This is a genomic window from Actinospica sp., from assembly GCF_035552695.1.
In the GTDB taxonomy this organism is placed as follows: Bacteria; Actinomycetota; Actinomycetes; order Streptomycetales; family Catenulisporaceae; genus Actinospica.
Genome location: NZ_DASZKT010000122.1, coordinates 22,530 through 45,980, shown reverse-complemented (window position 1 = coordinate 45,980; position 23,451 = coordinate 22,530). Strand labels below are relative to the sequence as shown.

General features: G+C 70.3%; 23 protein-coding genes and 3 tRNA genes. 12 read left to right on the top strand and 14 right to left on the bottom strand.

Annotated elements, in window-relative coordinates:
- Positions 1-152 precede the first annotated feature (152 nt).
- Both VG296_RS15565 and VG296_RS15560 read left to right on the top strand, forming a co-directional pair.
- Complete coding sequence (locus VG296_RS15565; protein WP_325566435.1) at positions 153-449, top strand: type II toxin-antitoxin system VapB family antitoxin; 297 nt, start codon at positions 153-155, stop codon at positions 447-449.
- Positions 450-483: 34 nt separating this feature from the next.
- Entirely contained in the window at positions 484-1,227 is a 744-nt protein-coding gene (locus VG296_RS15560; RefSeq protein WP_325566434.1) for a LytR C-terminal domain-containing protein, read from the top strand.
- Between the two features lie 68 nt (positions 1,228-1,295).
- Here VG296_RS15560 and VG296_RS15555 read toward each other — a convergent pair whose 3' ends face one another.
- From VG296_RS15555 to VG296_RS15525, 7 genes are all read right to left on the bottom strand, one after another.
- Positions 1,296-1,877, bottom strand: a complete 582-nt coding sequence (locus tag VG296_RS15555) for a hypothetical protein (protein ID WP_325566433.1) — start codon at positions 1,875-1,877, stop codon at positions 1,296-1,298.
- On the bottom strand, positions 1,877-2,203 hold the full coding sequence (locus VG296_RS15550; protein ID WP_325566432.1) for a hypothetical protein: 327 nt from the start codon (positions 2,201-2,203) through the stop codon (positions 1,877-1,879). The genes VG296_RS15555 and VG296_RS15550 overlap by 1 nt, the downstream gene beginning before the upstream one ends.
- A gap of 65 nt (positions 2,204-2,268) precedes the next feature.
- Positions 2,269-2,353 (bottom strand) — tRNA-Ser (locus VG296_RS15545).
- A 10-nt stretch (positions 2,354-2,363) separates the two neighbouring features.
- Positions 2,364-2,804: a nucleoside deaminase gene (locus VG296_RS15540; protein WP_325566431.1), complete on the bottom strand. Its 441-nt coding sequence runs from the start codon at positions 2,802-2,804 to the stop codon at positions 2,364-2,366.
- 41 nt (positions 2,805-2,845) lie between these two features.
- Positions 2,846-3,430, bottom strand: coding sequence for a hypothetical protein (locus tag VG296_RS15535; RefSeq protein WP_325566430.1), 585 nt, complete (start codon positions 3,428-3,430; stop codon positions 2,846-2,848).
- A 64-nt stretch (positions 3,431-3,494) separates the two neighbouring features.
- The gene (locus VG296_RS15530) at positions 3,495-4,019 is read right to left on the bottom strand and encodes a tRNA adenosine deaminase-associated protein (RefSeq protein ID WP_325566429.1); all 525 of its coding nucleotides are present in this window, start codon (positions 4,017-4,019) and stop codon (positions 3,495-3,497) included.
- A gap of 172 nt (positions 4,020-4,191) precedes the next feature.
- Positions 4,192-4,485 (bottom strand): hypothetical protein, encoded by a 294-nt coding sequence (locus tag VG296_RS15525; RefSeq protein WP_325566428.1) that lies wholly within the window; start codon positions 4,483-4,485, stop codon positions 4,192-4,194.
- Between the two features lie 95 nt (positions 4,486-4,580).
- Here VG296_RS15525 and upp point away from each other — a divergent pair, with 95 nt between their 5' ends.
- The 3 genes from upp (at position 4,581) to VG296_RS15510 (ending at position 6,515) form a co-directional block, all read left to right on the top strand.
- Positions 4,581-5,222, top strand: a complete 642-nt coding sequence (gene upp, locus VG296_RS15520; protein ID WP_325566427.1) for a uracil phosphoribosyltransferase — start codon at positions 4,581-4,583, stop codon at positions 5,220-5,222.
- A 273-nt stretch (positions 5,223-5,495) separates the two neighbouring features.
- Positions 5,496-5,705: a hypothetical protein gene (locus VG296_RS15515; RefSeq protein WP_325566426.1), complete on the top strand. Its 210-nt coding sequence runs from the start codon at positions 5,496-5,498 to the stop codon at positions 5,703-5,705.
- A 12-nt stretch (positions 5,706-5,717) separates the two neighbouring features.
- Positions 5,718-6,515 (top strand): PH domain-containing protein, encoded by a 798-nt coding sequence (locus tag VG296_RS15510; protein ID WP_325566425.1) that lies wholly within the window; start codon positions 5,718-5,720, stop codon positions 6,513-6,515.
- Between the two features lie 100 nt (positions 6,516-6,615).
- On the opposite strand, the gene VG296_RS15505 is transcribed toward VG296_RS15510, so the two are convergent.
- Both VG296_RS15505 and VG296_RS15500 read right to left on the bottom strand, forming a co-directional pair.
- The gene (locus VG296_RS15505) at positions 6,616-6,876 is read right to left on the bottom strand and encodes a DUF6295 family protein (RefSeq protein WP_325566424.1); all 261 of its coding nucleotides are present in this window, start codon (positions 6,874-6,876) and stop codon (positions 6,616-6,618) included.
- A 5-nt stretch (positions 6,877-6,881) separates the two neighbouring features.
- A complete protein-coding gene (locus VG296_RS15500; RefSeq protein WP_325566423.1) occupies positions 6,882-7,622 on the bottom strand; it encodes a dienelactone hydrolase family protein in 741 nt (246 codons plus the stop codon).
- Between the two features lie 185 nt (positions 7,623-7,807).
- Here VG296_RS15500 and VG296_RS15495 point away from each other — a divergent pair, with 185 nt between their 5' ends.
- Positions 7,808-9,904, top strand: coding sequence for an LppU/SCO3897 family protein (locus VG296_RS15495; protein ID WP_325566422.1), 2,097 nt, complete (start codon positions 7,808-7,810; stop codon positions 9,902-9,904).
- Here VG296_RS15495 and VG296_RS15490 read toward each other — a convergent pair.
- Together VG296_RS15490 and VG296_RS15485 are read right to left on the bottom strand one after the other, a co-directional pair.
- Positions 9,901-12,186: an FdhF/YdeP family oxidoreductase gene (locus tag VG296_RS15490; RefSeq protein ID WP_325566421.1), complete on the bottom strand. Its 2,286-nt coding sequence runs from the start codon at positions 12,184-12,186 to the stop codon at positions 9,901-9,903. The two genes, VG296_RS15495 and VG296_RS15490, sit on opposite strands and share 4 nt — an antisense overlap.
- Positions 12,187-12,324: 138 nt before the next feature.
- Positions 12,325-12,397, bottom strand: a tRNA-Arg gene (locus VG296_RS15485).
- A 412-nt stretch (positions 12,398-12,809) separates the two neighbouring features.
- Between VG296_RS15485 and VG296_RS15480 the strand changes: the two genes are divergently transcribed.
- The 5 genes from VG296_RS15480 (at position 12,810) to VG296_RS15460 (ending at position 19,184) form a co-directional block, all read left to right on the top strand.
- A complete protein-coding gene (locus VG296_RS15480; RefSeq protein WP_414641098.1) occupies positions 12,810-13,787 on the top strand; it encodes an RIO1 family regulatory kinase/ATPase in 978 nt (325 codons plus the stop codon).
- A gap of 113 nt (positions 13,788-13,900) precedes the next feature.
- Entirely contained in the window at positions 13,901-14,488 is a 588-nt protein-coding gene (locus VG296_RS15475) for an NUDIX hydrolase (protein ID WP_325566419.1), read from the top strand.
- 69 nt (positions 14,489-14,557) lie between these two features.
- Positions 14,558-14,647: transfer RNA gene (locus VG296_RS15470), tRNA-Ser, on the top strand.
- Positions 14,648-14,940: 293 nt separating this feature from the next.
- The gene (locus VG296_RS15465; protein ID WP_325566418.1) at positions 14,941-18,078 is read left to right on the top strand and encodes a PAS domain-containing protein; all 3,138 of its coding nucleotides are present in this window, start codon (positions 14,941-14,943) and stop codon (positions 18,076-18,078) included.
- 242 nt (positions 18,079-18,320) lie between these two features.
- Positions 18,321-19,184: a hypothetical protein gene (locus tag VG296_RS15460; RefSeq protein ID WP_325566417.1), complete on the top strand. Its 864-nt coding sequence runs from the start codon at positions 18,321-18,323 to the stop codon at positions 19,182-19,184.
- Positions 19,185-19,226: 42 nt separating this feature from the next.
- Here the strand turns inward: VG296_RS15460 and VG296_RS15455 are convergent, their stop codons facing one another.
- The 3 genes from VG296_RS15455 to VG296_RS15445 all read right to left on the bottom strand — a co-directional run bounded on the left by VG296_RS15455 (position 19,227) and on the right by VG296_RS15445 (position 21,523).
- Positions 19,227-20,057 (bottom strand): DUF1906 domain-containing protein, encoded by an 831-nt coding sequence (locus VG296_RS15455; protein WP_325566416.1) that lies wholly within the window; start codon positions 20,055-20,057, stop codon positions 19,227-19,229.
- Positions 20,058-20,208: 151 nt separating this feature from the next.
- Positions 20,209-20,949: a class I adenylate-forming enzyme family protein gene (locus VG296_RS15450; RefSeq protein ID WP_325566415.1), complete on the bottom strand. Its 741-nt coding sequence runs from the start codon at positions 20,947-20,949 to the stop codon at positions 20,209-20,211.
- 115 nt (positions 20,950-21,064) lie between these two features.
- Positions 21,065-21,523 (bottom strand): SseB family protein, encoded by a 459-nt coding sequence (locus tag VG296_RS15445; protein WP_414641096.1) that lies wholly within the window; start codon positions 21,521-21,523, stop codon positions 21,065-21,067.
- A 62-nt stretch (positions 21,524-21,585) separates the two neighbouring features.
- On the opposite strand from VG296_RS15445, the gene VG296_RS15440 reads away from it, so the two are divergent.
- Entirely contained in the window at positions 21,586-23,415 is a 1,830-nt protein-coding gene (locus tag VG296_RS15440) for an acyl-CoA dehydrogenase (RefSeq protein WP_325566413.1), read from the top strand.
- The last annotated feature ends 36 nt before the right edge of the window (positions 23,416-23,451 follow it).

The following is a 23,451-nucleotide window of genomic DNA, read 5'->3' as shown; positions in this document are numbered from 1 at the left end:
CCGCTGGCACGGTAGCGCCTCGGCGCCCCCGCGCGGTACCCGTTGGTGGGATAGTCGGCCATTCCGGTTGCGCACGAGCGGCGGCGCGCGGGATTCTGGCAGCCGCATAACTTGGACACCCGCACGAGCGAGCAGGTCGGCAGGATTAGACAGTGATCTTCAAGAGAGTCGGCGAGGGACGGCCGTACCCCGACCATGGGCGCACGCACCGCGCCTGGGCCGAGGTGTCGCCGCGTCAGATCCGGCTCGACCAGCTCGTCACCACGAAGCGGCAGCTCGATCTCGACGCGCTGCTGGCCGACGACTCCACCTTCTACGGCGATCTGTTCGCGCACGTGGTGAAGTGGCACGGCGAATTCTTCCTCGAGGACGGGCTGCATCGAGCCGTGCGTGCCGCTCTGCAGCAGCGCACAGTACTCCATGCGCGCGTACTTGACCTCGATCTGTGAATACTCTGAGCGACCGTCCGGGTACTTTCGGTGCATGGACTCGAATCCCCAGCCCGAAGACCGCCAGAACCCGGACCCGGAGCACGCCGAGGGGCCGGCATCCGAACACGCCGTACGCTCGCCCGGCGAGATCGGCGGCAAGAAGTTCCGGGTCGGGGTCGACGACGCCTACGTACCCTTCCGCAACCGGACCAAGAGGCGTCGCAAAACCCTGGCCCTCGTCCTCGGCGGGCTGCTGATCCTCGGGGTCGGCGCGTACGGCCTGGTGAACCTGGTCACCGCGCCGGAGCAGAACACGGCGGACGCCTCGTGCAAGGCGGGTTCCGCGCACGCGCTCGGGGCCGACGCCCAACTCCCGGCGGTCGCGGCCGCGCCTGCCGCCGCGGGTTCGGCGACCGGAGCGGCGAAGTTCACGCTGAACGTCTACAACTCCACCCAGCGGCACGGCCTCGCCGCGCACACCGCGACGGAACTCAAGCAACGCGGCTTCGTCATCGGCCAGGTCACCAACGACCCGCTGAAGGCGAACCTGGCCATCGCGGCCCAGGTGCGCGGCGGGAAGTCGCAGGCCGCCGAGGAGCGCCAGGTGGCGGCCGAGGTTCCGGGCGCGCAGATCCAGACCGACAGCCGCAACGACCCGAGCGTCGACCTCGTGCTCGGCACCGGCTTCACGTCGCTGGCCAGCACCCAGCAGGTGACCTCCGCGCTTCAGGCCGCCGCCGTGGCAGAGGCCAGCGCGTCCGCCGCCGCCGATGACGCCGCCCACTGCGCGCACTGACGACCGAGGCTGACGGACGACGGGCGGCAGGCGGCAGGCGGCAGGCGGCAGGCGACGAAAACTCAGCGCTAGCGGTAACCCCGCTTCAGGAGGTATTTCGCCCCTGAGGCGAATCCCTCGGGGCTGAGCACCTCGAAGCCGAAGGCGTCGGCGAGCCGGTTGGTCGTGTTGAACGCGGTGCAGACCGCCAGCGCGTCCTCGACCTGCCGGGGCGTGACGCCCGCGGCCAGCACCTCGCGCATGTCCGCGGAGCTCACGGTGCCGGCGGCGATCAGCTTGCCGAGCATCCGCAGCGTCGCCCGGAGCGGCTCCTCGACGGGGGCCGAGTCCAGGTCGTCGAGCACGGCCACGACCCGCGGCGTGTCCTGATAGGCCTGGCTCGCTGTCGCGGTGTGCGCGCCGATGCAGAACGCGCTCTCGTTCACCTTCGACACGTAGGCCGCCATCAGCTCCCGGTCGGCGACCGACCAGGCGGACGGCCCGCGCATCGCCTCGTGCGTGAACTCCTTCGCCCGGGAGCCGTAGAAGTCGGGCCGGTAGAAGACCAACTTGGCGGCGTCCGGCACCGGTTGCCGAGAGAACAGCCGGATGACCGTGAACAGCAGCTTGGTCGACGGGCTGTACCCGCGGTTGAGGACGTCGAGCCGCATCAGCCGACCTTCCCTTCGGCCGTTACTTCTGCCAGGGTCGCCAGTCCCGCCTCGTACAGCCGCGTGGACTGGCCGACCGCGGCGCATACCACCAGCTCGAAAAGCTGGTCCTCGCTGAAGCCCGCAGCCTTCGCCGCGGCGAAGTCCGCCTCGGTCACCCGCGTCGGCCGTGCGACGACCTTGCCGACCAGCGCGTCCAGCGGCGCGGCCAGGCCGACATCGCCGAAGGCGCGGACCCGCTGCTCCGCGGACGCGCTGCCCTCGCCGTTCAAGACGCGTTCCACGAGGGCCCGATATGTCGCCTGCTTGATGTCCTGATCCGGCATGCTTCCAGGATGCGGCAAACAGCACGGAGCCGGTAGTCAGACGGGCTGACTACCGGCTCTTGGAGCGGTGACGGAGGGATTTGAACCCTCGGTGGCTTGCACCACAAACGCTTTCGAGGCGTTCTCCTTAGGCCGCTCGGACACGTCACCGGGGAGAACATTACCCGATGGGTCGCCGTGAGGCGAAAAACTTATCAAGCAGGGCGCCGGCCTCTGCGGCGAGGATTCCGGAGACCACTTCGGGGCGGTGGTTCAGGCGTTGGTCGCGCGGGAGATCCCAGAGCGAGCCGACGGCGCCGGCCTTGGGATCGGCGGCGGCGTAGACGATCCGGTCGACGCGGGCGAGCACGGCGGCGCCGGCGCACATGGCGCAGGGCTCGAGCGTGACGACGAGGCTGCATCCGGACAGCCGCCAGCTGCCGAGCGCCCGGCCCGCCGCACGCAGGGCGAGCACCTCGGCATGGCCGACCGGGTCGTTCTCGGCCTCGCGCACGTTGCGGCCGCGGCCGAGCACCCGCCCGGCCTCGTCCACGACCACGGCGCCGATCGGCACGTCGCCGCCCGCGGGGGCGAGGGCGGCCTCACCGAGGGCCACCCTCATCCACCCGGCGTACCGCTCGGCCAGCCAGGACGGCAGCGCGCTCAGCGGACCGCCTCGAGCTCCTCGGCCGCGCCGAGCCAGCCGGCGATCTCGGACAGCGCGTCGGCCGGGGTCAGCCGTCCGTCGCACAGCGAGATCAGCGCCTTCGCGGTCCGGCCGAAGTCCGCCAGCAGCGCCGCGTCGCCCGCGGGGCCGCTCGGCGTGCTGGGGCCGGTGTACTCCTCGTCCTCGAGTTCCACCTCGGCCTCCTCGTCGAGGTCCGCGTCCGCCTCGACGGCCGCCACCTCCTCCGGAATCGCGGCGAGGGCCGGCTCCACCACCGGCGAACCGTCCGGGCCGACCGGCAGCAGGCTGCCGGCGGTCAGCAGGTCCGCGTAGCCGGAGCGGCTCACGCCCGCGAGGTCGGAGGCGAAGACCCGCGGGTCCTCGTCGAGGTCGAGCCGGACGACCGCGAACCAGGCGTCCTCCCGCTCCAGCAGGACGACGGCCGTGTCCGGCTCCTCGTCCTCGCAGGCCTCCCGAATGAACTCGACGAGGCCGATGCCGTCGTCGACCTCGTCAAGGTCGACGTCGCGCGCCTGCCACTCGTCCGTGTAGCGCGCAAGCAGAGCTGCGAAATAGGCCACGGTCTGCCCACTCTCCCCTCTCTCCGACACGTACTCACGTACTGTTCGTGCTGCTCGTTGTAGTTCAGTATCCGTCTGCCGGGCCGAATCCCGGGTTTGCGCAATCGGTGAACTGGCGTGCGAACCCGATGCGTCCAGCCAAGTGTGCCACCAGATCGGTCAGTCTCAGTGCTCGTTCATCCAACAGCTGCTCGCAGGCCAACTGGAGTTCCAGCGGTTCGAGCCCGAGGTCGGCGAAGATCGCGTCGTCGCCCGCCGGACCCTGACTATGATCCTTCGTCAGCCCGAGCCGCTCGAGCACCTGCGCGGCCACCGGGTCCTCCTCGGCCGCGGACCGCTCCGAGATGAACAGCAGCTCCTGCCGGCCGACCAGGCGCAGGGCGATGAAGTACTCGTCGCCGAGGCCGAGCAGGCCCAGGGTCGGGCCCTCGGACTCCTGCTGCCGGACGGCGGCGACGAACAGGTCGAGGTCCTCGGCGACGTGCGGGGGCAGCGGGGCGGCCGCCCAGCGCCCGTCCTCCTGGTACACGGCCACCGCGAAGTCGACGAACTCCTCGTCGAACGGCGCCTGCTGCCCGGCCTGTGCCATGCCCGTCCTTCCGGCCTCCCGACGCCGGCGGCCGCCACGCCACGCCTCATCACGTGACGTCACGGCGCGGCCACGTCGTCTGCTCACTGCATCGTCGCAGAAAGAGGCGCCAAGCGGCACTGGTTCGGGCGCGCGGACTGTTACCAGCGCGGGCGCAGATCAGTCGGCCGGGTCAGTACCGGAAGGTACGGAGCAGCCGGGCGTGCAGCTCCGCGTTGCGGGCCTTGCGCGGCGCGACGCGCTTGCGCAGCTCCTTGGCCTCGGCGAGTTCGGCGAGGAAGACGGCGCGGCGCAGCCCGCGATCCTCGGACTGCTGCGGCGTGTCGGAGCCGGTGGGGGGGTTCGCGGCGGGCCTCGGCGGATTCTTGGCCGGGTTCGCGCCGGAATTCGACGGGGGATTGCCGCGGGCCGCCGCCCGCTGCCTCGCCGCCTGCTCGGCCGGACCTGTGCCACGTCGCTCGCTCATGGTCACCCCGATTCCTTCCTCAAGACCCTACCCCTGCTGACCGGGACGGCAACCCGAAAAAGCCTTCGCCGCCGGGGCCGCATACACTCTTCGGCATGCGTATCCACGTCGCCGACCATCCGCTGATCGCCCACAAGCTCACCGCACTGCGCGACCAGCAGACCGACTCACCGACTTTCCGCCGGCTGGCCGACGAGCTGGTGACGCTGCTCGCCTATGAGGCCACGCGGGACGTCCGGGTATCCCCGTTCGAGATCGTTACACCTGTGGCGCCCACCACAGGCGTGCGGCTGGCCGCGCCCAAGCCGCTCGTCGTGCCGATCCTGCGGGCCGGCCTCGGCATGCTGGACGGCATGGTGCGGCTGCTGCCGACCGCCGAGGTCGGCTTCCTCGGCATGGTCCGCGACGAGGGCACGCTCACCCCGTCCACCTACGCCACCCGCATGCCGGACGACCTCTCCGGCCGCCAGTGCTATGTGCTCGACCCGATGCTGGCCACCGGCGGCACGCTGATCGCCGCGGTGAACCTGCTCGCCTCCCGCGGCGCCGAGGACGTGACCGCGATCTGCCTGCTGGCCGCGCCGGAGGGCATCGCGGCGATGGAGAAGACGCTGGGCGACTCCAGTGTGCCGGTCACGGTCGTCACCGCCGCGATCGACGAGCGGCTCAACGAGCACGGCTATATCGTGCCTGGCCTCGGCGACGCCGGAGACCGCCTCTACGGCGTGGCGGGGTAGCGCGCGAGAGGCGCGTCAGGGTTCTGAAAGGGCGCGCGGAACGATCACCGTGCTCCCGAAGGCTCCCGGGGGCCGTACTTCGCAGAACTCGATGACGGCGGCCGATTCCGCGGCCACGTGGGTCCCTATGGCCTGGCACGTCAGTATTGTGACGCGGATTCCGGTTTCCGAGGGCGGTCCCGTCGGGTAGGGCGTAGAGGGAGGAACAGCCCGAACCGCCGAGCACGGGGTGGGCCGATCTTCCGGTGTGCGAACGATAATCAGGCTACGCTGGTGGCGAACATCAGCAGAGTCGGAGGGGACGAGGAGAGGCCCATGCCGAAGGCAAAGCCCGCCATCCAGTGGGGCATCGTGATCTTCCTAGTCTTCTATATAGTCCATGACCCGAGTTCCTCGACGCGGCTGGTGGGGAACGCGTTCGACTTCATCTCGAACACGGTCCACACCCTGTTCTCGGTGTTCTCGTTCCACTCGACCGCCTGAGGCCCGATGTCCATGACGGACTTCTCCCAGACGCCTGCTACCGAGGCGCCCGGGTGGATCAAGAAGTACCTGGACCCGAGCGAGAAGCTGGTGTTCCACGCCCGTTTCCACCCGGCCACGCTGCTCGAGCCGGTGTCCGTGTTCGTGCTCGGCCTGGTCGCGACGAGCTATGCCGACCTCGCGGTCCGCTCCACCTCGGGGCGCAGCCGCGAGGTGCTGGTGGTGGTCTGGGTGGTGTGGGCGGCCTGGGCGCTGTCCACGATATGGGACTTCAAGACGCTGTCCGGGTTCTATACGGGTTCCGCGGTCGCCCGGCTGTTCTCCTTCCTGCTCACCGCCGGCTTCATCGCGCTGTTCGGCTACATCGGCAAGACGCGCGGCGTGGGCTCGGTGTTCTGGTTCGCGCTGCTGCTGTACGCGCTGTGGGTCTTTCTGCAGGTGCTGCTCTACCTCAGCCACTACATGGTGCTCACCAACAAGCGGCTGATCGTCGTGGAGGGCATCGTCAACCGCGAGGTGAAGTCGCTGCCGCTGGAGAAGCTGTCGGACATGATCTACCAGCGCACCGCGCTGGGACACGCGCTCGGTTACGGCACCTTCAACCTGCAGGCGCCCGGCGCGTCCATCAACCTCGGCCGGTTGAAGTACGTGAGCAAGCCGGACAACACCTATCTCCAGGTCTCGCACCTGCTCTGGTCGGCGAAAGCACCGGACCCGAAGAAGATACGGCTGGACGGGCAGGTCGCCGAACGGGGTCCGGACGGTCCGATGCCGCGGAACATAAGCCTCAGCGGCGAGATGGACGGCTGAGTTCTCGTTCACAGACATGACAAAGGCAGGCGGAGGAGAGATCCACCCCGCCTGCCTTTGTCATACCTCTGACTGAGTTGCCGCTCGTGCCGCTGAGCCCTCAGACGAGGCCCGGCGGCACCTGGTCCAGCGTGCGCAGGATCGCCGTGGCCAGCTCCCGCGCGGTTTCCGCGGTCAGCTCCACCGCGACGCGCGCGCCGGCGCCCCGTCCCGGGTTGCGGAAGTCGATGTTGAGGGTGTGCTCGGCCGGGGCGTGCACCGGGTGGTCGAAGTAGACCGAGGTCTCGGTCAGCGTGAACCAGCCGTCGGCGCCCTTGCCGCTGCCTTCCGTCTCCACCATCTCCGTGATGTACGTGCACATGGCGATCAGGCCCCGAGGTGCTTGCCGTAGAACGCGGAGATGCGCGCCCAGCCGTCCTTGGCCGCCTCGGGCCGGAAGCTCGGGCGGTCCACCGCGAAGAACGCGTGGCCCGCGTCCTCGTAGGAGTGGAACTCGAACTCCTTGCCGGCGTCGGTGAGCAGCTTCTCGAACTCGGCGACCTGCTCCTGCGTCGGGTACTTGTCATCCTTGCCGAACAGGCCGAGGATCGGGCAGCGGGCCTCGGTGACGCGCTCGTTGAGGGCGTTGATCTTCAGCGGCCAGCCCTCGGGCACGGTGCCGGTGACGTAGGCGCCGTAGCAGTCCACCGCGGCGTCGACGTCCACGGTGATGGCGGCCAGCACGCTCTGCCGCCCGCCGGAGCAGTAGCCGATGGTGCCGACCTTGCCGTTGGAGTTCGGCAACGAGCGCAGGTAGTCCGCGCCGCCCTGGACGTCGATCGTGAGCCGCTCGTCCGGCACGCCGCCGTTCGCCCGGCCGGTGGCCGCGGCGTCGTCCGGCGCCGCGCCCGGCGCGTCCCGCCAGTAGAGGTTCGGCATGACGGCGTTGTAGCCCATCGCGGCGAAGCGGCGGGTGATCTCCTTGGACGGCTCGTCGTAGCCCGGCATGTGATGGATCACGACGACACCGCCACGCGGCGCGGCGTCCTGAACGAGCGCCGCGTAGGCCTCGATCTCGCCGTCCCCGGTGCCGATGGTGATGGTCTGGGAAAGGAAGGCATCGCTCATGCGCCCAGTCTTAGACTAATTAGGCTGGCTCAGCAACTACGGTGCGGGTGCGTCACGAGGAATGTGATGTGAATGACTGAGCCGCGCCCCGGGAGTCACCCGCGCGCGGGGACCGGTCCCCGCGCGCGGGTGCGACGATCCGCTCGAAGTCCGGAGCAGGAGAGTCCGCATTCGAAGGTGGGGCCATGGACCCGAGCGACGCGAGCGCCATGCGCGGTGCCAGAACCGTCCGGCGCGCGGACCTGGTCCTCGGCGACCGGCTCGGCCGCGGCGGGCAGGGCACCGTGCACCGCGTCGCGGGCAGACGCGACGGTGTGACGATCGCCCTCGGGCCCGGGCGCGACATCGACGGCTGGGAGTCGGTGTACAAGGAGTACCGGTCCGAGGTGCTGCCCGAGCTCGACCCCGCGGCCCTGGCGGCGATGGTCGATCTGCAGGCCGCGGCGGGGCCCTATGCCGGCGACGCGCGGTGGCTCGCGAACCAGACCGCGTGGCCCTCGGCCGTCGTCGAGGAGGGCGGTTCCGTCCGCGGATTCCTGATGCGCGCTGTCCCCGACCGGTTCCACTTCGACTTCCGCGCGCTGACGTCCGCCGACGAACGCCGTCTGGCGAACTTCGAGTACCTGCTGAACGACGACGCGTACGTCGGCGGCGTCGGCCTCCAGGTCAGTGAGCGCGACCGGGTCGAGCTGCTGCGCGACCTCGCGGGGACGCTGATTCGCCTGCACCGCATGGGGATCGCGGTCGGCGACCTGTCGCCGAAGAACCTGCTGTTCGCCACCGTCCCGCAGCCCGAGTGCTTCCTGATCGACTGCGACGCGATGCGGCTCGCCGGCGCCAGTGTGCTGCCGCAGGCCGAGACGCCCGACTGGCAGTTGCCCGCCGCGGAGGAGCGGGCAACTGCCGTCGGGGACGCCTACAAGTTCGCCCTACTCGCCATCCGCTTGTTCGCGCGGAACCAGACGACCACCGACGCGTCCGCGCTGGCGACGTTCAGCCCCGAACTCGGCGACCTGGCCCGCGCGGGTCTCGACCCGGATCCGACCCGGCGTCCCACGCCGGTGCAGTGGGCCGAGCAGCTCGGCGCGGCGGTCGCGAGCGCCTCGACGGTCACCACGCGGACGGTGACGCAGGCGGCGACGAAAATCACGACACAGCAGGCGACGCAGACCACGACGAAGGTCAGCACAAAGGTCGCCAAGACATCGAAACTGCGGGTCACGGCTGGCGGCAGTCACGGATGGCAGCCTCCGCAGGCAGGTCAGGGCCAGCAGGCCGGACAGCGTCGCCCGCCGGTGCACCCGTCTCTGCCCGTGATCGGCGCGCCGAGCGCTCCGGGGGCAGCGATCAATCGCAGCGGCGTGGTCGGCACGATCGTCGGCGTCGTGATCCTGATCCTGGTCATCGTGCTCGCGGTGAACCAGCATCCGAACTCGACGCCGTCGTCCACCGCGGCCACCGCGACCGCAACCGACACCGCAACCGACACGACCAACGACACCTCGACCGACCGGCCGTACGACACCAGCACCACCACGGATGACGGCTACACGCCGGACTACTCGACAACCGCCGCCGCCCCCACGACACAGGCCGAGGACGCCGTAGCGCAGGCCGTGGTCGGCTCGTGCTTCTACGACTACGGCACGAGTACGACGCCGAACCTGGTCTCGACGTCGTGCACGACCGGCGCGTTCGAAGTGGTGCGGATCTTCAATGACACCACCAGCCTGAGCAGCTGCGACAACGTCGCCGACAACGATGAGGCCGTGTCGTCACCGGCCGACGATCTCGTCCTCTGCCTCAGCTACCAGAACTCCGGCGGCGACGCCTTCCACGCGGCGCAGGGCGACTGCGTCTACGGGCAGTCCGGGTCGAGCTCGGAGTGGGACACGGAGTCCTGCGAGACCGGGAACTTCAAGGTACTGGCCGTCTACCGAGGCACCACCGACTCGAGCAAGTGCAGCTCGTGGCCGCACTACGTCCAGTGGAAGGATTTCACGGTCGGTGGCGATTCCGGCCTGGACGTGCTGCTGTGCATGTCGATGAACTATCCCGACGACGCCGGCTACGCGACGCAGAACGAGTGCCTGTCCAAGACCGGCAGCAACTCCCAGCCGCACTTCACCAACACGGGCTCCTGCAGCAACTCGAACGTGTACGTCACTGGGCGCACCAATAAGTACGACGACCCCGGCTTCTGCGGGAACGACGGAGCCACCTGGTGGCAGAACTCCGACTACCCGGCGCTCGCCTACACGGTCTGCTGGCGGTACCGCTAACTCTTCTCCAGGCGCACCGGCACCGACTTGGACGCGGGTGTGTTGCTGGTCTCGGCGACGAAGTCGAGCGGGACCAGCACGTTGGCCTCGGGGAAGTACGTCGCGACGCAGCCCTTGGCCGTCGGGTAGGCGACAGCGCGGAACCCGCTCGCGCGGCGCTCACCGTCCTTCCACACGCTCACCAGATCGACCTTGTCACCGTCCCGCATGCCACGAGACTCCAGGTCGGCGGGGTTGACGAACACGACCCGGCGTCCGCCGTGGATGCCGCGGTAGCGATCGTCGTACCCGTAGACGGTGGTGTTGAACTGGTCGTGCGAGCGCAGGGACTGCATCAGCAGACAGCCGTCCGGAACGTCGGTCGCGGTCATCTCGTTGACCGTCAGCCGGGCCTTTCCGGTGGCGGTGGGGAATTCGCGGGAGTCGTGCGGCGGCCGGGGCAGCAGGAATCCGCCGGGCTGGCGCACCCGATCGTCGTACGCGTGGAATCCGGGCACGACGCGCTCGATGTGCCCGCGGATCACGGAATAGTCGTCGCGCATCGCGCGCCAGCCGAGCTCGTCGCCGAACATCGCCTCGGCGAGCCCGGTGACGATCGCGACCTCGCTGCGCACCGTCGGCGCGGGCGGGAGCAGGCGGCCGCGCGAGGCGTGCACCATGCTCATCGAGTCCTCGACGCTGACGAGCTGTTCGCCACTCGCCTGCACGTCGCGCTCGCTGCGGCCGAGGCAGGGCAGCAGCAGCGCTTCGCGGCCGTGCTGCAGGTGCGAGCGGTTCAGTTTGGTGGCGATGTGCGCGGTCAGCGCGCAGTTGCGCATCGCCGCCTCGGTCACTGCGGTGTCCGGCGTCGCGACCGCGAAGTTGCCGCCGAGCGCGACGAACACGTCGACCTTCCCGTCCCGCATGGCGCGGATGGAATCGACCGTGTCCGTGCCGTGCTCGCGCGGAGGTTCGAACCCGAACTCGTCGCGCAGGGCGTCGAGGAACGTGTCCGGCATCTTCTCCCAGATGCCCATGGTGCGGTCGCCCTGGACGTTGCTGTGCCCGCGGATCGGCGCCGGTCCGGCGCCCGGGCGGCCGATGTTCCCGCGCAGCAGCAGGAAATTGACGATCTCTCGGATCGTCGGCACGGAGTTCGGGTGCTGAGTCAGCCCCATGGCCCAGCAGACGATCACACTGCGCGCCGAGATCACGTCGTCGGCGGTCCGCTCGATCTGCTCGCGTGTCAGGCCACTGAGTTCCTCGATCCGCGGCCAGCCCAGCGACTCCCAGTGCGCCTTCGCCGCGTCGAGGCCGTCGCAGTAGCGCTCGAGGAATTCGTGGTCGAACACGCTCCCGGGCAGTGTCTCCTCGTGCTCAAGCAGAACCTTGTTGATGCCGCTGAACAGGGCGAGGTCGCCGTTGAGCCGGATCGGCAGCAGCCGGTCGGCGATCTGCGTGCCCGCCAGCAGGCCGCGCGGCGTCTGCGGGTTGTGGAAGCGGGTGAATCCGGCCTCCGGCAGCGGGTTGATCGCGATGATCCGCGCGCCGCGTCGCTTGGCACGCTCGAGCGCGGTCAGCATGCGCGGGTGGTTGGTGCCGGGATTCTGGCCGGCGATGAGGATCAGTTCGGCGGAGTGCTCGATGTCCTCCAGCGTGACGGTGCCCTTGCCGATGCCGATGGTCTGGCTCAGCGCGGCGCCGGACGACTCGTGGCACATGTTCGAGCAGTCCGGCATGTTGTTGGTGCCCAGCCGCCGGGCCAGGAGCTGGTAGACGAAGGCGGCCTCGTTGCTGGCGCGTCCGCTCGTATAGAACAGGGCGCGGTTCGGATCCGGCAGCGCCGTCAGCCGGTCGGCGAGCAGCCGCAGCGCGTCGTCCCAGTCGATCGGCGCATAGTGCGTCGCATCCGGCGCCAGGTACATCGGCGCGCTGAGCCGGCCGTGCCACTCCAGTTGGTGGTCGTCCATCGCGCGCAACTGCTCGATCGAATGCTCGGCGAAGAACTCCGCGTCGACGCGCTTACGGGTGGCCTCCCAGGACACCGCCTTGGCGCCGTTCTCGCAGAACTCGGCGGTCTTCCGGTCGCCGGGCGCGGGATCGGGCCACGCGCAGCTCGGGCAGTCGAACCCGTCGGCCTGGTTCAGCCTGCTCAGCGCGCGCAGCCCGCGGACCGGGCCCATCTCCTCGTACGCGTACCGCACACTCTGCGCGACCCCCGGAATCCCGACCGCGGAACGCTTCGGCGGCTCGACCCGCGGCTCGTCGGCGGGCGCGGGCATGTTGGTATCGGTGTCGGCCATCGCGGAACCTCGCACTTGATCCTTTGGTGCTGTTTAGTCCAAAATAGCGCCCTTTCGTAGAACCGTGCGGCCCCCGCGCACAGCAAAAAGGTCAGACGGGCCGAGGGCCCATCTGACCTGGGGTGCTGCTCTGTGCTGTGCGCCCGATAGGATTCGAACCTACAACCTTTTGATCCGTAGTCAAATGCTCTATCCGTTGAGCTACGGGCGCAGTTCGACTCGCCTCGGGCCTTGGCCCGCGGTTGCCGACTGGTCGAGTGTACATGGTTCCGGGGGGAGGTCCGCAAACCGAATAGTCGGCGGGCGGACGGGGCGGGGGCGGGGCGGGGAAAACCGGTTGCCGGGGGGCGACCGGGCTCGGGACACTACGAGGCGAACGACTGTCGCAGGCGCAGTCCCGGATCCAAGGAGGTGCCCCATGGCCGACATGGCCGCGGTCACCGAGCCGCTTCACACCTCCATTGGATCTTGGAAGGATTACTCCAGTGCCATCGCACGACAGTTCCCACCCCGCGGACGTCGGCGGCGCCGCGGCTGAGCCGGACGCCGACGACCCCTATAACAAGTACGACAAATACCTCGCGGATTCGTACCTCGACACCGAGCGGGTCCGCGGGCGCAGCCTGCTGAGCGAGCAGGAGCAGAAGGCCGAGCGGAAGCTGCTGCGGCGCGGGCGGCTGACCGACCGCGAGCGGGACCGGCTGGCCGCCGGGCGCGAGGACAAGCTCCACGAGCCGACGCTGCCGCCGGGCGCGGATCGCTGGTCCACCTGGGGTGACGGCGAGCTCGGGCCGGAGCCGCGGCCGGACTGGCTGGTCATCTCGGACGGGGCCGTGGACAGCCGGCTCGGCGTGGTGAAGACCGGCAAGGAGGCGGACGTGCACCTGGTAGAACGCTGGGTGCCGAGCGAGGACTCCTACGGTTTCGGCGAGGACGCGGACACGGACCAGGACCAGGACGTCAACGCCGCTCCGAGCGCGTCCGCGCTGGCCAGCTGCCTGCTGGCCGAGAAGATCTATCGCGGCAACGACCACCGCAACTTCCACCGCGACGCCGGCTACCTCGACGGACGGCGCACCCGGGAGTCGCGGCTGGACCGCGCCGTGTCCAACCGGACCCGCTTCGGGCTCAAGGTGATCGCCGAGCAGTGGGCCGTCGCGGAGTTCGCCGCGCTGGGCACGCTGTGGGCCGCGGGCGCGCCGGTGCCCTATCCGGTGCAGCGGGTCGGCACCGAACTGCTGATCGAGTTCATCGGGGACCCGGACGGAGCGGCCGCGCCACGGCTCGCCGCGCTGCGTCCCGATCTCGACGAGCTCGCGGACCTGTGGGGCCAGTTGCGCGCCGGCCTCGGCTACGTGGCCAGGGCCGGGTTCACGCACGGCGACCTTTCCGCCTACAACATCCTGGTGCACCACGGCCGGCTGGTGCTGATCGACCTGCCGCAGATCGTGGACCTGGCCGCGAACCCGCACAGCGGCGAGTACCTCAGCCGCGACATCGCCAACGTGACCTCGTGGTTCGCCGCGCGCGGACTGCCGGACGCGGACCGGCGCGGGGCCGAACTGCTGGACGATCTCCGGTACGAGGCGAGGCTGAGCTGAGGCTGAACCGAGCGGGTCAGACGCCGACCGCTGGGCCGGATCTGACGCGGCGCCGCGGCGGATTGTTCGCGAAAACGGCCTTGACGCCGCGTCAGACCGTAAGCTGTGGCGGCATGGGCATGCCCGCTTCCTCGAGCAGAGACGAGGCGACGATGACGATCGCGTTGGAGCACATCGAGACCACGGTGCGCGGCTACATCGACCGGTACCCCTCGGAAGGCGCCGCGCTGGCGGCGATCCTCGAGACGCTGGCCAAGGGCTTCGACTTCACCTCCCGGCGGCGCTACCCGGCGCACGTCACGGCCGGGATAGTGCTGGTCGACGAGCAGGACCGGGTGCTGCAGATCAAGCACGGCGTGCTGGGCCGCTGGCTCACCCCGGGCGGACACTGCGAGCCGGAGGACAAGTCGCTGGCCGGCGCCGCGCTGCGCGAGCTGGCCGAGGAGTGCGGGGTCGGCGCCGAGGACGTGGAGCGGATCGGCGGGGACGAAGCGCTGCCGGTGCACATCGGCGTGCACGGCATCCCGGCGAACGACGCGCGGTCCGAGCCGATGCACCACCACTTCGACTTCCGCTACGCCTTCCGGATGCTGCCCGGCGCGACCGTGCGGCTCGGGCACGAGGCCTCCGACCTGCGCTGGACCCCGTACGCCGAGCTCGCCGCGGCGGATCTGGCCGATCACGAGCTGCCGAAGGACTGAGCCCCGCGGACCGGGCGAGGAAAGATTTTGGTGCCCGGCGACCGGTTGGGTATGCTGTCCCGGACAGTTGGAGGCTTCGCCTAGTCCGGTCTATGGCGCCGCACTGCTAATGCGGTTTGGGTCTCAAGCCCATCGAGGGTTCAAATCCCTCAGCCTCCGCTTCCTGGAAACGCCCGCCGCGCGCGGGCGTTTTCCGTTGCGCGGCAAGGGAATCCCAGGTCTCTTATCAAGTGACTAATATCCACTCGGATACGGACAGTGGCGTGCCGTCCTGCTCAAAGATCGTGGATAGGGGTTCACACGGTAACGGAACCGGGGTAGCCTGCCGCGCGAACGCTACTCCCGGGCCGTGGCGACTCGTCGCGCTGTGGAGAGATTCTCCCGCCAGCGGCCGACATATGGGATAGTCGGACCCACGGCGGAACGCACGAGCGCGATGGAGGGACGTCCCGGTGGGCCCGACAAACCGAACCCCGGTCCGGGGCGCCGCTCGGCTCGCCGCGATACTCGACGCGCTGCCCGACGCGCTGCTGCTGGTCGACGCCTCAGGCGCCGTGGTCAACGCCAACACCGCCGCGCTGACCCTGTTCGAGGGCGAGAGCGCGGAACGCCTGCTGGGCAAGGCGATCGCGGAACTGCTGCCGGGATTCGGACGCACCGTGGCCACGCCCGGCGCCGGTCCGGCCGCGCTGCCCGCGGGCTCCGCTCCGCTCGATCCGCGCGATCTCGTCGGCGCCGCGGTGCGCCGTCCCCCGGAGCGGATGGCCGCGCGGCGCACGGACGGCAGCGTCTTCCCGGCCGAGGTCACCACGGCCGAGCTGACCGAGGAGGACGAGTCCGAGCTGACCCTGCTCGTGGTCCGGGACCTGACCGGGGTGCTGGACGTCGAGGCGGAACTGCGCCGGCAGCAGCGGCAGATCGAGCTGATCCTGCGCGCCGCCTCCGAGGGCATCATCGGGGTCGATCACGAGGGCCGGATCGTGCTGGTCAACCCGGCGGGCGCGAAGATACTGCGCTATCGGGCGGCCGATCTCGGCGGACAGAACGTGCACGAACTGCTCACCCACTCCCGCGCGGACGGCACGCCGCTGCCGGAGTCGGAGTGCCCGCTGCTCGACAGCGTGCGCACCGGCGCCAAGCACCGCGCAGTGGACTGCGTGCTGTGGCGCAGCGACGGCGGCCCGGTCTATGTGGACCTGACCACGGCTCCGGTGTACGAGGGCGAGAACATCATCGGCGCCGTGATGACCTTCGTGGACAACAGCGCCACGCGCAGCTCAGCGCGGCAGGCCGCCGAGCTGACGAACGTGCTGGACAAGGACCTGCGCGGCTCGCTCGTCGACGTGGCCGCGCGGCTGCGCGAGATCCTCGAGTACGCCGAGTCCGAGTACGCGGCCAGCGGCTACGGCTCCGCGACGCTGCCGATGCTCGAGGAGGTCGGCGCCGATGTGGAGCAGCTGACCACGCTGGCCGCGGACGTCGTCGACTTCCAGCAGTCGGTGCTCGGCAGCCTGGAATATGAACCCGAGCTCGTGCAGCTCGGCGACGTCGTGGTGGCCGCGGTCGATGCCGCGGCGCCCGTCGCCGCGGCATCCGGGGTCGAGATCGCCGCGCACTGCGCCGAGGTCGAGGTGGACCTCGACGCCGAGCTCTTCGTCAAACTGCTGATCCACCTGCTGGCCGACATGGTCGCGGTCTCCCCGGTCGGGGGCAAGATCGTGGTCACCGCGGCCCGGCGCGGCGCGCTGGCCAGGATCGAGATCCGCGGCCCGCACACCGGCGGCGGCCCGCTGCACCTGCCGATCGCGCAGGCCATCGCGAGCCGGCACGGCGGCACCGTGACCACGCACCGGATCGCGGGCAAGGGCAACACGCACGTGATCGAGGTGCCGGTCACCCAGCCGAACCGGCCGGACCGCCCGGCCAAGCCGGACCAGCCGAAGACCGCGGAGGGTCCGGTGCGTTCCGCGCTGCCGACCCGCGTGCGCGGAGCCTCCCGCACCGCGATCGGGAGCACGGGCGCGCGCCCCGCGGCGGTGGGCTCGGCGGCTCGGGCGGCGATCGCCGAGGCGGCGCCCGCGGCGGTGGCGAACGACGCCGAGGCCGAGCAGGAGCAGGAACAGCCGGAGACGAACGAAGCGGCCGCGGTGCCGGAGGCGAACGGCCGGCAGCCGGTCCAGCCGCCGCGCCGCCGCCGGGCCGCGCCGCCGCAGGACACGGACTTGCAGGCCCGGATCCCGGCGCAGTCCAGATCCTCGCTGACCCGCTCGATCGCGGACCTGCGGCCCACCAGGCCGATGCCGACCGGCGACGTCTGGTCGAAGCCGGACCGCAGCCTGACCTCGGAACCCGCGCCGGCGGAGCTGGCCCAGTCCGACACGCAGTGGATCGTGCCGCTGCGCGAGGACCAGCTGGAGCAGAGCTCGGGTTCGCTCGAGACCTCCGCACCGACCACGCCGGAACCGGTCAAGCCGGTCGTCCAGCCGACGCCGCCCGCGGCGCCGGAGCCCGTGCGGTACGCGCCGCCCTGGCAGCCCGCCGCCGAATCGCAGGAGCCTGACGAGCCGGAGCCGGACGCCACCCAGCGCATGCCCATGCCCGAGCAGATGCAGCCGCCGTCCTACGTCGCGGCCACCCACTCCGGCCAGCCGCGCGGCCGACGCCGTGGCGCGCAGTCCGACGCCGATCTCGGCGAGTCCTCGCCCTCGCTGCCGCAGGTCACCGTGCCGACGCCGGTCCCGCCGCCGTTCGCCGCGGCCGCCCCGCGGCCCGCCGAGCCGGCGCGGCAACCGGCTCAGCAGCCTGAGTTGCCCCCGGCACGCCGGACGTACGCGCTGCCCGCGGCCGCCGAGACCAAGCCGGAACCGCAGCCCGAGCCCGAATCCGAGCCGGAGTCCGCGGCACCGAAGCTGCTGCTCTGGCCGGACCCGGACCGCGACACCAGCGCGCTGCTGCGCGAGCGCGGCTACGACCCGGTCTCGCTGGGTCAGCCGGACCAGTTGCCGACGCTCACCGCGAACGGCACCGGCGCGCCGCATCCCTTCGCCGTGTTCGTGGACCCGATCTCGGCGCCGATCACCCGCCGCGGGCTGCGCGAGGTGCGCGCCGCCGCGACGAAGGCGGGCCTGCCGCTGCTGGTGACCGCCGGCATCGGGCGCTCGCCGGACGGACACGACCTCGGCCCCGATCCCTCGCTGCTGCTCACCGCGCTGTGCCCGAGCGACGTGCGGCTGCCGCGGGTGCTGCTCGTGGAGGCCCGTCCGGACCTGGCCGACGCGATGACCGACATCCTGGAGCGGCAGGGCATGCAGGTGGCGCACGCGACCACGGACGCGGAGAGCCGGGAGTCCGCGGTGGCCTCCCCGCCCGATCTCGTGCTGCTCGACCTCATGCAGATCCGGCGGCGCCGGGTCGGCGTCGTGGACTGGCTGCGCGACCGCGGCCTGCTCTCCCGCACCCCGCTGGTGGTCTACACGGCGGAGGGCTCCGACGCGGGCGGCCTGGAGACCCTGTACCTGACCGAGCGCGCCACCGACGTCGAGCCGGCGAACCGTATCGGCGATCTGCTGGCCAAGATCGCCCCCTTATAAAGGTTCTCTTAAGGATCGTCGAGCACAGCGAGATCTGTCCCAATTGCCACGGTTAGCCGGGTCGCGAACGTAGCGATGGGACAACAGCACGAGTGGGGGACTGTTGGAAACCGTACTTGTTGAGTACCTTCGGACCAGATACCTTGCGCACTCCCCCTACACGCCGGTATCCACCCCGACAAGCGGCAAGTCTGAGGCGGCGTCATGATGCACCCACGAATCCTCCGCGCGACGGCAACCGTATGAGTCTGCCGCCGTACGACCAGTCGATGCGCGAACTCGAGCGGCAGTACCAGGTGGTACTCCCGGACTCGGTGGGCCAGCCTGCTCTCGGCTTCCGCGAGGGCGTATGGTTCCGCGTCAACGCCGGCAACCCGCGCCCGGTCCTCATCCGTTCCGCGATAATCCTGTGCCCGCACGCCGCCGGCTCGATCGTGCAGATCGCCTGCTGGTGGATGCGCGAGAACACGCACACCTCGCGCGCCCTCGACCTGGCCACCGAGCTCGCGCTGTGCGTGGGCGAGCTGGCCAGGAAGGCGATCGAGGACGACCCGCTCGGGATGAGCCTGGACGACCCGCTGTCCAACAGCCAGCAGAACGCCGTGGCCGGCTTCGGCGCGGTCGTTCCGCAGAACCCTGCCGCCGCCCCGCTCGGCACGACCGGCGGCTACGCCACGGCCGGGGCCTACGACTCGGGCTACGCCTCGGGCGGCTATCAGACCTCGAATGACCCGTACGGCTCGCCCTACGGCGGGGGCGGTGTGCCGGCCGCCGGAGCGACCACGGTGCTGCCGCAGGTCCCCGCTGACGGCTACGGGATGCCCCCGGCGCAGCGCGGACCGGCGATTCCGCCGCGCGGCCAGGGCGTGCCGGGCGGCGGTCCCGGCGGCAGCGGCGGCTACCCGCAGCAGCGTCCGGCGCAGCAGCCGGGCGGCGGACAGCCGATGCGTCCCCAGCCGCAACAGGGCCGGGGCGGCTACCCGCAGCAGGGCCAGGGCGGGCGTCCCCCGCAGCGGCCCACGCCGCGTCCCGAGCAGCAGTACGAAGAGGACCCGTACGGCCGCCCTCAAGGTCGGCCGCCGCAGGGACAGAACGGAAGCTGGTAACGGACGGCCGAACGCGGCTGACGGGTCGTCAGCCGAGTTCGGCTAACGCAGCCGCGCCACCGGTCCGTCCAGAAAGTCGCTGTCGATCTCGATCGCGACGCCGCCGTGCTTCTCCACGTGCCCGCCCTGATACTGCTTGATCCGCTGGTGGCGGCTCCACATCGGATCGGGCACCGAGCCGTCCGCCGTGCGTTCCTGCCGGTCCCAGCGCGCGATCCAGATCGCGTCCGGCGCGGCGAACGAGGACCGCGTCTCGACCGCCTCGGTGAGCGTCACCATCCCGGACGCGGCCGAGCCGTAAACGCCGGAATAGAAACCTCGCGAGTGCAGCCCGCGGGTCCACGCGTTCAGATAGGCGGTCACGGTGTTCACGCAGCCCTGGTCGGCCTGCTTGAAGGCCTCGAGGTCGAAGTAGATCGGGCTGCCGCTACGCATCCCGTACGCACCGGCCTGGTTCACCGCGTCGGCCGCCTCCGCCGCGCCCTGCTGCGCCGCCTGGGCCGGAGCCATCTTCTTCAGTTTCTTCCCGGTCGCGCACGGCGCCTGCAGCCCGACGTAGATCGGGATCAGCGACCAGCCCTGCGCGGAGACCGCGTTCACCCAACCCGGCGTCAGGTTCCCGCTCGGGCAGGCCCGGTCCCCGCCGCCGATATAGACACCGACGGCCCGGTACGGCGAGGTCCGGTACCAGGTTTGCATCGCCCCGGCGGACGGCGCCGAACACGAGTCGAAGCCCGGCACGCTCACCACGGGCGGCCTCGCGGTCGCGGCCGAGGCGGGTGCGGTCACGGCCGTGGCGCACAGCAGCACGCTGGCGAGCACGAGGCCACGGGCGGGGGCAGAGGTCTGGCGGAGTAGGCGCGGCGTTTCCACCCTCGGAACATAGGTGGTTTGTGTGCCTAATCCGGACGAAGGCGCGCGTGTCGTCCACTGATCCACTCAAATGACCATCTGCCCGCGCACGGATCGGACGGCCGTCGTACGATACGCCGTCAGATCCGCGCCGATCCGCCGATCCGCGCCGTCAGATCCCTTCGATCGGCTCCGAGTGCTCCAGGATGGTGCGCAGCCCCTCGCGCAGTCCGTGCAGCGCGGCGGCCATCCCGGCGATCCGGAACAGCGGCTCGGAGACCACCTTGCTCTCCCCGACCGCGGGCGGCTCGGCGGCCACGGCCAACTGCAGCGTGCGGTGGCTGAGCGCCAGGTGCTCGCCGTCCGCCTCCTCGACCTGCAGGATCGGGTCGTCCACGTGCGGATGGAACTGCGCGGCCTCGTACATGCCCTCGCCGGTCTCGTGCAGTTCGAGCCAGAGCTCGTAGTCGTCGGTGGCGTACGGCTCGCCCTTCGGCCGGCCGATCATCACGACGGAGTCGAGGTCGTCGAGCTGCGGACGGATGCGCTCGAGCATCTCGTTCAGCTCGACGGCCACGAAGAGCACCTTCACCTGGCGCACCCGCAGGATCTCGGCGATCTCCTCCTCCGGCAGCCACCAGTTGACCAGCACCGCGGTGGTGCCGGTGAGCGCGGCCGCGAACAGCGCCTCGATGCACGCCGGGTGGTTGGGCGAAAGGACGCCGATGCGGTCCCCGGGCCGGACCATGGCCGCGCGCAGGCCGGTGGCGGCGCGGCGGACCCGCGAGTCCAGCTTCCGCCAGGTGAGCTTGTGCGAGCCGTACTGCAGCGCGGTGCCGAGCGGCGCGCGGCCGAGCTGGTGCTTCAACAGTTCGCCGAGGAGGCCTGACGGCGTGGCGGAGCTCATAGACATAGTCACTCCGTTGATGTTTGACGCGGTGTCAGTAAGGTAGCCCGCGCGCGCCCCCTTTGGCTACGGCTAACGCGCCCCTGTTAACTACAGTGCGCCACCCGCGGTCACGCAGTGATCAGCCGTACATCCGCTTCATCGTGTAGTCGATCATCTGCTCGACCGCCTGCGCGTCGAAGACCACCCGGTGCTCGCCCTCGATGTCCAGGATCATCCCGTAGCCGCCGGGCAGCAGATCCAGCACCTCGGCGCCGGTGACCACGAAGTGCCGGGACTTCTCGCCGGAGTAGCGGCGCAGCTCGACCACCGAGGAGAACATCGGGATGACCGGCTGCGGGGTGTCGTGCAGCGCCAGAAAGCCGGGCCGCTCGCCGCGCGGACAGTAGATCTTCGACACGGTGAACACGGCGTGGAAGTCCTCGGGCCCGATCGAGCCGGTCGCGAACGCGCGGATGGCGTCGGCCAGCGAGGGCTGCAGGATCTGCGTCCCGGCGTTCTCGTCTCCCGGATACCCGTACACGTTCGTAGAGCCTACGTGAGCGGGCGCACCTTGCGCGAAGTTACCGGTGGGTAGCATGATTGGTTACCACCGGGTACAACTTCAGGGCAGAGACGGCCCCCAGCGCAAAGGACCAGTTCATGGGCCACTACAAGGCGAACCTGCGGGATATCGAGTTCAACCTCTTCGACGTCTTCGGCGGCTCGGAGACCTTCGGTTCCGCGGACTACCCCGAGGTAGACGTGGAGACCGCGCGCGACGTGCTGGCACAGCTCGAGAAGCTGGCGCTGAACGAACTGGCCGACTCCTTCGTCGAGTCGGACCGCAACCCCCCTGTCTTCGACCCGACCACCAGCACCGCGCCGCTGCCCGAGTCCTTCAAGCGCTCCTACAAGGCGTTCATGGACACCGAGGTCTGGCGGCTCGGCCTGCCGGACGACATGGGCGGCACCGCCGCTCCGCCGGCGCTGATCTGGGCCATCGGCGAGCTGGTGCTCGGCGCCAACCCGGCGGTCTGGATGTACGGCTGCACCGGCCCGTTCGCCCGGATCGTCTACCAGAACGGCACCGCGGAGCAGCGCAAGGTCGCGCAGCGGATGGTGGAGAACGGCTGGGGCGCCACGATGGTGCTCACCGAGCCGGACGCCGGTTCCGACGTGGGCGCGGGCCGCACCAAGGCGGTCCAGCAGGAGGACGGCAGCTGGCACATCACCGGCGTCAAGCGCTTCATCACCTCGGGCGAGCACGACCTGTCCGACAACATCATCCACCTCGTCCTGGCCCGCCCCGAGGGCGCCGGCCCGGGCACCAAGGGCCTGTCGCTGTTCATCGTGCCGAAGTACGAGTTCGACTGGGAGACCGGCGAGCTCGGCGCGCGCAACGGCGCGTACGTCACCAACGTCGAGCACAAGATGGGCCTGAAGGTCTCCAACACCTGCGAGCTGACCTTCGGCGAGAAGCACCCGGCCAAGGGCTGGCTGGTCGGCGAGGTGCACAACGGCATCGCGCAGATGTTCCAGGTCATCGAGATGGCCCGGATGATGGTCGGCACCAAGGCCATCGCCACCCTGTCCACCGGCTACCTCAACGCGCTCGAGTACGCCAAGAACCGCGTGCAGGGCGCCGACCTGGCCGAGTCGGCGAACAAGGGCGCCCCGCGGGTGACCATCACGCACCACGCCGACGTGCGCCGCGAGCTGATGCAGCAGAAGGCCTACGTGGAGGGCATGCGCGCGCTGGTCTTCTACGCCGCCTCGTTCCAGAACAAGATCTGGGCGGCGAACGCCCGCGGCGAGCGCGACGAGCAGGCCGAGCGGATCAACGACTTCCTGCTGCCGGTCGTGAAGGGCTACGGCTCGGAGAAGTCCTACGAGCAGCTGGCCCGCTCGCTGCAGACCCTCGGCGGCTCCGGCTTCCTGCAGGACTACCCGATCGAGCAGTACATCAGGGACGCCAAGATCGACACCCTCTACGAGGGCACCACGGCGATCCAGGGCCTGGACTTCTTCTTCCGGAAGATCGTCAGGGACCAGGGGCAGGCGCTCAGCCACGTCAAGGGCGAGATCGACGCCTTCCTGGCCGCGGCCCCCGGCGGCGAGACCCTCGCCCCGGCGCGCGAGCACCTGGCGGCGGCGGTGGCCGACGTCGAAGCGATCCTGAACACACTGTTCACCCAGGCGGCGAAGGCGATGGAGGAGCCGCGGCAGATCCACGTCGCCGCGCAGTCCACGACCGCGTTCCTGTACGCGGCGGGCGACCTGATCTGCGCGTGGCTGCTGCTGCGCCAGGCCGCGATCGCCCAGGAGCGGCTGGCCGCGGGCGCGCCGGAGCGGGACGTGAACTTCTACAGCGGCAAGATCGCGGCGGCCAAGTGGTTCGCCGCGAACGTGCTGCCGCAGCTGAGCGCGACCCGCGGCATCGTGGAGGCGACCGACCTGTCGCTGATGGACCTCGACGAGGCGGCCTTCTAGGACCAAAGGCTCTAGGAGAGGCCGCGGGCCGCTACC

Excerpts from the sequence above, each read along its gene's own strand:
- VG296_RS15490 (WP_325566421.1), bottom strand. The coding sequence starts at position 12,186 with ATGGCCGACACCGATACCAACATGCCCGCGCCCGCCGACGAGCCGCGG.
- VG296_RS15440 (WP_325566413.1), top strand. The coding sequence starts at position 21,586 with ATGGGCCACTACAAGGCGAACCTGCGGGATATCGAGTTCAACCTCTTC.
- VG296_RS15550 (WP_325566432.1), bottom strand. The coding sequence starts at position 2,203 with ATGCCGGATCAGGACATCAAGCAGGCGACATATCGGGCCCTCGTGGAA.
- VG296_RS15495 (WP_325566422.1), top strand. The coding sequence starts at position 7,808 with ATGGACCCGAGCGACGCGAGCGCCATGCGCGGTGCCAGAACCGTCCGG.
- VG296_RS15530 (WP_325566429.1), bottom strand. The coding sequence starts at position 4,019 with ATGGCACAGGCCGGGCAGCAGGCGCCGTTCGACGAGGAGTTCGTCGAC.
- VG296_RS15475 (WP_325566419.1), top strand. The coding sequence starts at position 13,901 with ATGGGCATGCCCGCTTCCTCGAGCAGAGACGAGGCGACGATGACGATC.
- VG296_RS15560 (WP_325566434.1), top strand. The coding sequence starts at position 484 with ATGGACTCGAATCCCCAGCCCGAAGACCGCCAGAACCCGGACCCGGAG.
- VG296_RS15460 (WP_325566417.1), top strand. The coding sequence starts at position 18,321 with ATGAGTCTGCCGCCGTACGACCAGTCGATGCGCGAACTCGAGCGGCAG.
- VG296_RS15540 (WP_325566431.1), bottom strand. The coding sequence starts at position 2,804 with ATGAGGGTGGCCCTCGGTGAGGCCGCCCTCGCCCCCGCGGGCGGCGAC.
- VG296_RS15450 (WP_325566415.1), bottom strand. The coding sequence starts at position 20,949 with ATGTCTATGAGCTCCGCCACGCCGTCAGGCCTCCTCGGCGAACTGTTG.
- VG296_RS15555 (WP_325566433.1), bottom strand. The coding sequence starts at position 1,877 with ATGCGGCTCGACGTCCTCAACCGCGGGTACAGCCCGTCGACCAAGCTG.
- VG296_RS15500 (WP_325566423.1), bottom strand. The coding sequence starts at position 7,622 with ATGAGCGATGCCTTCCTTTCCCAGACCATCACCATCGGCACCGGGGAC.
- upp (WP_325566427.1), top strand. The coding sequence starts at position 4,581 with ATGCGTATCCACGTCGCCGACCATCCGCTGATCGCCCACAAGCTCACC.
- VG296_RS15525 (WP_325566428.1), bottom strand. The coding sequence starts at position 4,485 with ATGAGCGAGCGACGTGGCACAGGTCCGGCCGAGCAGGCGGCGAGGCAG.
- VG296_RS15510 (WP_325566425.1), top strand. The coding sequence starts at position 5,718 with ATGACGGACTTCTCCCAGACGCCTGCTACCGAGGCGCCCGGGTGGATC.
- VG296_RS15445 (WP_414641096.1), bottom strand. The coding sequence starts at position 21,523 with ATGCTACCCACCGGTAACTTCGCGCAAGGTGCGCCCGCTCACGTAGGC.
- VG296_RS15505 (WP_325566424.1), bottom strand. The coding sequence starts at position 6,876 with ATGTGCACGTACATCACGGAGATGGTGGAGACGGAAGGCAGCGGCAAG.